The following is a 7,619-nucleotide window of genomic DNA, read 5'->3' on the forward strand; positions in this document are numbered from 1 at the left end:
CTAAGACCACCCATGGCCTCACGGCAAACGTCGTTTGTCGCTTCCGGATCCCGGCGAATTTGCACCCATCCCGCTGCGCCATCAGGGGAAAGACTCGGTAGCTTCTTTAAGCTCTCACCAGTTCTCGTCATCGTCCTTGTAAGGCTTTGGCTTGACCGAGTCGGGGATCTTGGGCTTTTTCGCGGTTCGAAGCAGAATCATCAGATTACCGAGAATAATGGCAACCACCAGCACTATCGCGATCCAAAACATTCCCATAAAAATCACATCTTCACAAATGCATGAGTCAGACTCTAGGATAAGCCGGAAACGCGCCCGCCCCCAACCACTCTTACCGTTTCGACACCGATGCCGGGAAAATTGCTCAACCATCAACCCTCGATAAAATCCGAACGGCAGAACATCTGCGCCAAAGGCTACGCCCCATGATCAAAACAACCTGGCACATAGGCCAATTGTTAAATGCCGTTCAGAGTACCTTCATCGGCGTGCTGCGCGTTTTGTCGATCCCGATCGTCCTGCTGCTCAGTGTTGCAGAGGGATACAACACCTGCTACGGCCTCAGCTATTTCATTCCTCAGTGGATCGCGCTGATCATGACGATCGCCGTGCAATCCATGATCGTGATTTGTACTTTGGAACTGGCCGGCATGCGCTGGCGCGCCAATCGCTTGCGCTATCTCAGCGTGGTGCTGTCGCTGTTAGTGGCTCTGACCATATCGATATCGTTCGCCTATTTCAGGTTTTACGAATTTTCCCAGCGCGATGCCATCCTGCTCGAACGACAGACCAGCGTAGTCCATGACGCGAACCGCTATATCGAAAGCGTGGTCGGTCTCAAGAGCCAGCTCACGGCGGCTCAACAGAAGCGCGTCGAGCAGGCGTCGGAGGATGCCACCCGGGCTTACCTGGGCACTCATCCGGGCATGCAGGGACAGATAGGCAAGGGCAAAGTCTGGGGTTTTTACAATGAGATTCTGCAAAGCGAACAAGCCAGGCTGAAACAACTGAACACGTATTCCGAGAGCATGGAAAACCGTTTGTCCGAGGTGAGAGGCTCCCTACAGGAATTTTCGCTTCAGGTAAACAATTCCGAGGCTTACGAAAGGCTGGTCCGGAACTTCCAGAGTCTGCAAGGAGAAGCGGAAATCCTGGCCGCGACCTATGGTACGCCACCCATCGAGGCACCCCGGTTCGGCTCCTATGCCGAGTTTTCCCTCGGCATCACGCCGTCCTTTGCCATGTGGAAGAACATCTCTTGGTTTACCCTGGCCTGCGCCGCCATGGTGGACTTCTTCATCCTGTTCCTCTCCTACCGGCTGGAATCCACCGCGCCCGGCCCGCTTACCGAAGAGGAAAAGGAACTGGCCTATCTGGGACTACGCCAGTTCGGCGAATTCACCATCAACAAGAATGACGAATTGGAATTCGTGATCGAGAAAACCGAGCTGGAACGTGCCCGCCGTTATTCCGACTGGACGCGGATGTTTTCCGTGGCGTTTCTATTGAATCGGGGTTATCTTCGTAAGATAAACGATAAATCGGTGGAGTTCGCCCCGAACCTCTACCCGATCATCGCCGAGCGCATCAGGCCCCGGCAGACAACCGAAACTCCCGGGGAACCGGCCAACGAGAGCGAGCTCAAAGACACCCTGACGAGGAAAGGTTATGTTTGAGGACAACCCACTCGACTCCAACTCGCATTGGGAAGCGGGTTTCGAAGGCGACCGCCGCATCGTCGTCTCCGTTCTCGGCCCTTACCGCCGCGTGTTTCCTCGTCCAAACCGCTTTATCCGGCGTTTTTACCACCGTGTATACGAGCTGAAAATCGAAGATTGGCAGATCCCTCTGGAACCTCTGAGGCTGGGAACCCTTTGCACCATCGAAGCCGAGTTGTCGATCCGCTTCCAGCCAACCATTAAATACGCACACGAGCATCTCGACCACATTGCGAACCTCGGCGCCTATATCCGAGCCAATTATCTAACGCTGTTGCAGGATGCGGCGGAACACGAGTTGCGACAATTGGAACAGACGGAATTCGAGGATAACCACGTTCTAATGGAGCGCCGCATCGAAAACATCGCCAACGAACTGCTGGCCATGCGCGAAATTCAATGCCGCACACGCTGCACGATCCGAACTGTTTTCGCCGAGCTGGATAATATCGAGGAGTATGCCGAAACCGTCGACGCCAAGCACAACGGCATCTATCTCGAGTTGGTCCGGCGCCGCCGTCAGCTCAACGAAAGGCTGGCGAGGGAGCACTACGAACGCGAGACGAACGAACGCAAACTTAAGCTCGAGCACGAAGAACGAATGCTCGAATTGATTCGGCGCGAGGCCGAACTGCGCAAGGCGCAACGGGATCATGAGACCGAGCACGTCCGCGCCGAATTGACGACGGAAGAAACCCGCGCGGCCGAGCAGTATGACAGCGAAGTGCGTCTCCGCGAGGCGCGCATTCACCACGAGACACGTTTGAAGCAGTTGGAACTGGAGGCCGACCTGGCCGAAAAAACCCGCCGGGCAGGAGCCTTGGATGATGTCGAAAATCAGCTCAAGCGGGAAATCGAGTTGCTCGCTTTGGAACGCCAGCGCCTACTCCTGGAAGAGGAAATACACGACGTCAAGATCGCCAAAGCCAAAGGCTGGGTCATCAACGCCAAGCGTCGGTTCCCTTTGGGTGAAAACTCCAAAACGCTGAATTCGCAGGATTCCGGCGTCGCACAAAACCCCGGCAGCGACTAAGTCTCGCTGTCGCGCATTCCCAACACTGGCCGCCATGCGTTCGATCCGACGAGCACTGATTCTTTTTTTTGCCGTTCCCGGCGCTATTCTCGCTAATCCCTGGGCGGAGGTTCCCGGCCCGATCAAAGGCCCTCCGCGCGCAATCGGCGAAACCAACAACGGCTGCGTCAGCGGGGCGGCCGCTCTGCCCACGGAAGGCGATGGCTATCTCGTCATGCACTTGGAGCGGAAGCGCTACTTCGGCCATCCTTCGTTGATCCGGACGATTCAGACCTTGGGCAAGCGCGCCCACGAAACTATCGGGGTGATTCAGGTCGGCGATCTCTCTCAAGCGCGGGGGGGACCCATGCCTTTCGGCCACCGCAGCCATCAGACCGGCCTCGACGCCGACGTCTGGTTCAACCTCGATCCCGGCCTCTATTCGAATGCGGACGGATGGCGCGCCAACATTCCCGCCCCGAGCCTGTTGAATCGCGCCGGGAACGGGTTGGATCGCCGGCTTTGGAGTACGCAGCACGCGCGGCTGTTGAAACTGACAGCGACTATTCCCGAGATCGATCGGGTCTTCGTAAATGCGCACATCAAGCGCGAACTTTGCCGAACGGTTCGGGGAGACCGCAGCTGGTTACGAAAAATCCGCCCCTGGTACGGCCACCACGACCATTTCCACCTTCGCCTCACCTGCCCCGCCGAGAGCCCCGAATGCGTCCGGCAGCCCCCCTTACCGGCCGGTGACGGCTGCGATTCAAGCCTTTCCTGGTGGTTTCAAAAACACCCGCCGGGCCCGACCAAGCCGGAACCACCGAAGCCCCCGATGCCTGACGCCTGCCAAGTGCTCCTGAACGGCGATTAAGACGCCGGCACTCGATCATTTTCCAAAAGAACCGGCGGTGAGTGGAACGCCGAATATCGTTCCCTATCGGGGAGGAGCCACGGTGTTGAAATCCCGAGGGTCCTCCATGGACGCAACGAGCGCGGAATAATTTATAGGTGTTTAGAGCCTATTCCAGTCGTCACAAAACCCTCCGACAGGCTTAGGGCGAACGGCCTACTGGGCCTACTGAGATAGGCTCTTAGAACTCTTTCCATTGCTGAGCTTAGGTCTTAAGCCCGGTGCCGCGCCGGAGCAAGACGAGGCTCCAGGCTACGAGGATCGAAATCGAGCCGCCGATGATCAGGAAAGCAGTCCGGATATCCACGTCGGAGATCCCTACGAATCCGTAACGAAAGGCGTTGACCATATAGAGAATCGGATTCGCCAGGGACACCTTCCGCCACAATTCGGGCAACAGCTCGATGGAATAGAAGACGCCGCCCAAGTAAACCAGCGGCGTGAGAACGAAATTCGGGACGATAGAGATGTCGTCGAAGCTGTTGGCGTAAACCGCATTGATGAACCCCGCCAGCGAAAACAGCGCCGCGGTCATGAAGAACACGCTCGCGATGAGACCGGGATGAGCCGGCCGTACATCGGTGAAAAACATCCCGACGATGGCCACCACGCCGCCCACCGCCAACCCGCGGGCTATCCCCCCGCCGACGTAGCCTGCCAGAATGATCCAGTTGGGTATCGGCGAGATCAACAACTCCTCGATATTCCGCTGGAACTTGGTGGAGTAAAACGACGCCACGACGTTGCCGTAGGCATTGGTGATGACCGACATCAGTATGACGCCCGGCACGATATAGTCCATGTAGGACATCCCGGCCATCGGCCCTACCCGCCCGCCGATCAAGGTCCCGAAAATCAGGAAATAAAGCGAGGTGGTGATCGCCGACGGCAGGATGGTCTGCGGCCAGATGCGGACGAAACGGTGAATTTCCTTGAAAAGAATCGTTTTAAATGCAATGAGGTGATGCATGTGATTGATGTATGTCGGACAACTCGGTCAGGCGGTTTTTCGCGCCGGGTCTATACGCTGGTTTTCCACCAAATCAATGAATAGCTGCTCCAAGCGATTCGCCGCATTGCGCAGACTGACCACTTCCATGCCCTGCGCGGCCAACTGATCGAGCAAGCCGTGCAACCCCAGATCCATGGGCACGTCCACGGCCAAGGTATGGTCTTCGAGCGGCTCCAGCTGGTAGCCTTCGACCGTGGGAGCGAACGGCGCGGGGTTTCTCAGCTCGAGGATATAACGATTGGTGTGAAGCTTTCTCAATAGATCCGCCATCGCATTGTGCTCGACAATGTGTCCGTGATTGATGATGGCGATGTGGCGGCACAGATTTTCCGCTTCTTCCAGGTAGTGGGTCGTCAGGATGATCGTGGTGCCTTCCTGGTTGATTTTCCGCAGGAACTCCCACATCGAGCGGCGAATCTCGATATCCACGCCAGCCGTGGGCTCGTCGAGAATGAGAAGTTTCGGCGAATGGACCAGGGCCCGGGCGATCATCAGGCGCCGTTTCATGCCCCCCGAAAGATGGCGCGACACACTGTTCCGTTTGTCCCATAGGCTGAGCTGAGTCAAGCATTCTTCCGCGCGCTGCAACGCCTCTTTCCGGCGAATGCCGTAGTATCCGGCTTGGTTGACGACGATATCCAAAACCTTTTCAAACTGATTGAAATTGACTTCCTGCGGCACAAGGCCGATGCAGCGCTTGGCGGCCTCCCGCTCTTTATCCAGATCATGACCGAAGACTTCGACCGTTCCGCTGGTCTTTCTGACCAAGGAACTGACGATGCCGATCGTAGTCGACTTCCCGGCGCCGTTGGGCCCCAAAAGCGCGAAGAAATCTCCGGCTTTCACATCGAGATCGATGCCTTTCAGGGCTTCAAAGCCGTTCTTATAAGTTTTCCGCAGATTACGAATGGAAAGGGCGTTCATTTCTGGCTGTTTTTGCCGGCAATATTTGTAAAAATACGGCTGCGACGCGAGAATCCCCGACTTTGAAATCACGCGCCGGGCCTCTCGATAACCGCAAGATTGTAACAAATACCACCCCTCTTAAATTCTCCTCTTACGCTTCCTACGGTTCCATGAGTCAATCGCAAAAACACCCTCCCGAGCACGTCGCAGCCGTGGACCTCGGTTCCAACAGTTTTCACATGGTCGTCGCGAAGCTCCGGGCCGGAGAGCTGATCGTCGTCGATCGGCTTCGGGAGATGGTCAGGCTCGGCGCGGGGCTCAACGCCCAGCGTCATCTGACCCAAGACGCGCAGCAGCGCGCGCTGGCATGTCTCGATCGTTTCGGCCAGAGGCTTCGGGATCTGCCGCCGGGATGCGTTCGAGCGGTGGGCACCAATACCTTGCGTACGGCGCGCAATGCCGGCCAGTTTCTGATCCAAGCCGAAAAAGTGCTGGGATATCCGATCGACATCATATCCGGTATCGAGGAAGCGCGGCTGATCTACGAAGGCGTCGCACAAAGCCTGGCGACGGACGGCAAGCGGCGGCTGGTGATGGACATCGGCGGTGGCAGCACCGAATACATCATCGGCGTGGACAAGGTCCCGCTTCGCAAGGAAAGCCTGCGGATGGGCTGCGTATCCATGAGCCTCGCTCACTTCTCCGACGGCAAGATCACCAGCAAGCGCTTCAAAAATGCGGTCATCGCGGCTCAACATGAACTGGAGCCGTTTGAATATACCTTTCACAAGGACCATTGGGACGAAGCCGTAGGCGCCTCCGGAACTTCGCGGGCGATCCGAAAAATATTGGTCGGCCGCGGGTGGAGCAAGGACGGCATTACTCGGGATGGGCTAGACCGGCTGGTCGATACGCTCTTGAGTCTCGGACGGGTCGACAAATCAGGATTCCCGGATCTCAACCCGGACCGTTATCCGATCTTCGCCGGCGGCCTCGCCATCTTGCACGCGACTTTCAAAACGCTGGGCATCCAGCAGATGCACGTTTCCGATGGCGCCTTGAGGGAGGGCTTGCTGTACGATCTCCTCGGCCGGATCTACAACGACGATATTCGGAGCCGAACGGTGGCGGCGCTCGCGACTCGCTATCACGTGGACCTGCAGCAGGTCGGCCGTGTTCAGGAGACGCTGAAATCGTTTCTGGACCGGATTCCGTCGATCGGCGGCATCGATCGGGAAACGGCCGAACAATGGCTGAATTGGGCGGCGAGCTTGCACGAAATCGGCCTCGATATCGCTCATAGCCAATATCACAAGCATGGCGCCTACATCATCGAAAACGCCGACTTACCCGGCTTTTCGCGCCAGGATCAGGTGCTGCTGGCCGCCCTGGTACGTGTCCACCGGCGGAAATTCCACCTCAAATATTTTAAGGAATTGACTCCACCGTGGAATGAAGCCGCGCGGCCTCTGGCGGTGCTGTTGCGGCTCGCCATCGTTCTGAACCGCAGCCGGCACGGCAATCCGCCTCCCGATATCGCATTCGGCTTCAGCGATTCCAGAGTCGATCTACGGTTCCCGAGCCAATGGCTGGAGAATCACCCCCTAACCGCCGCCGACCTTGAGCAGGAAGCCGGCAATCTGGGCGCTGCCGGGATCGAACTGACTTATCTCTGAGAGGGTGTGCGAGACGCGTCACGAGTGCCCCGAGGACAAGCCTGTCCTGAGCTTATTCCATTCGGCATTCGAGTGAACATTATTAATCAGGCCCGTAAATACCCTCCTGGTATTTCGGGCCGCCGCCCAGGCCGGTACACGCCCGGCCTGGGCTCACGCGGCTTGTCGCCGCGCCGGGGCATCCCTGCCCCGGATTAACCCGGCCTATATTTATAGGCCGGGTTAATAGAGCGTTTTCCATCCCGGTGTACGGATTCGTTCCGGGAGGGGAGAGCGTAGGTCGGCAATCCCTTCCCAATCGCAAACGGTCGCTTTAGTCGCGACCCTTCCAATCGCAAACGGACCTTTAGTCGGTCCCTTCCAATCGCAAACGGCATCTCTG

The 7,619-nt window shown here is 57.4% G+C and carries 7 protein-coding genes; 4 read left to right on the forward strand and 3 right to left on the reverse strand.

Translation table 11 applies throughout. The annotated features are described in order from the left end of the window. Nucleotides 1–114: 114 nt before the first annotated feature. Nucleotides 115–258, reverse strand: a complete 144-nt coding sequence (locus ABJK70_RS17215) for a DUF2897 family protein (RefSeq protein WP_240502640.1) — start codon at nucleotides 256–258, stop codon at nucleotides 115–117. 167 nt (nucleotides 259–425) lie between these two features. On the opposite strand from ABJK70_RS17215, the gene ABJK70_RS17220 reads away from it, so the two are divergent. The 3 genes from ABJK70_RS17220 to mepA are packed head-to-tail and all read left to right on the forward strand — an operon-like array spanning nucleotide 426 to nucleotide 3,604. Continuing rightward, nucleotides 426–1,676 carry a hypothetical protein gene (locus ABJK70_RS17220; protein ID WP_077732320.1) on the forward strand — a complete coding sequence of 417 codons (1,251 nt, stop codon included), beginning with the start codon at nucleotides 426–428 and terminating at the stop codon, nucleotides 1,674–1,676. Next, the gene (locus tag ABJK70_RS17225; protein WP_077732319.1) at nucleotides 1,669–2,751 is read left to right on the forward strand and encodes a hypothetical protein; all 1,083 of its coding nucleotides are present in this window, start codon (nucleotides 1,669–1,671) and stop codon (nucleotides 2,749–2,751) included. Before ABJK70_RS17220 ends, ABJK70_RS17225 begins: the two co-directional genes overlap by 8 nt. Before the next feature lie 34 nt (nucleotides 2,752–2,785). Then, on the forward strand, nucleotides 2,786–3,604 hold the full coding sequence (gene mepA, locus ABJK70_RS17230; protein WP_347258573.1) for a penicillin-insensitive murein endopeptidase: 819 nt from the start codon (nucleotides 2,786–2,788) through the stop codon (nucleotides 3,602–3,604). 244 nt (nucleotides 3,605–3,848) lie between these two features. Here the strand turns inward: mepA and ABJK70_RS17235 are convergent, their stop codons facing one another. After that, nucleotides 3,849–4,613 carry an ABC transporter permease gene (locus ABJK70_RS17235; RefSeq protein ID WP_077732317.1) on the reverse strand — a complete coding sequence of 255 codons (765 nt, stop codon included), beginning with the start codon at nucleotides 4,611–4,613 and terminating at the stop codon, nucleotides 3,849–3,851. A gap of 27 nt (nucleotides 4,614–4,640) precedes the next feature. Beyond that, nucleotides 4,641–5,579, reverse strand: coding sequence for an ABC transporter ATP-binding protein (locus ABJK70_RS17240; protein WP_077732316.1), 939 nt, complete (start codon nucleotides 5,577–5,579; stop codon nucleotides 4,641–4,643). Nucleotides 5,580–5,731: 152 nt separating this feature from the next. Here ABJK70_RS17240 and ppx point away from each other — a divergent pair, with 152 nt between their 5' ends. Next, the gene (ppx, locus tag ABJK70_RS17245) at nucleotides 5,732–7,237 is read left to right on the forward strand and encodes an exopolyphosphatase (protein ID WP_347258574.1); all 1,506 of its coding nucleotides are present in this window, start codon (nucleotides 5,732–5,734) and stop codon (nucleotides 7,235–7,237) included. Nucleotides 7,238–7,619: the final 382 nt, after the last annotated feature.

It is taken from the genome of Methylocaldum sp., from assembly GCF_039794385.1.
GTDB lineage: Bacteria > Pseudomonadota > Gammaproteobacteria > Methylococcales > Methylococcaceae > Methylocaldum.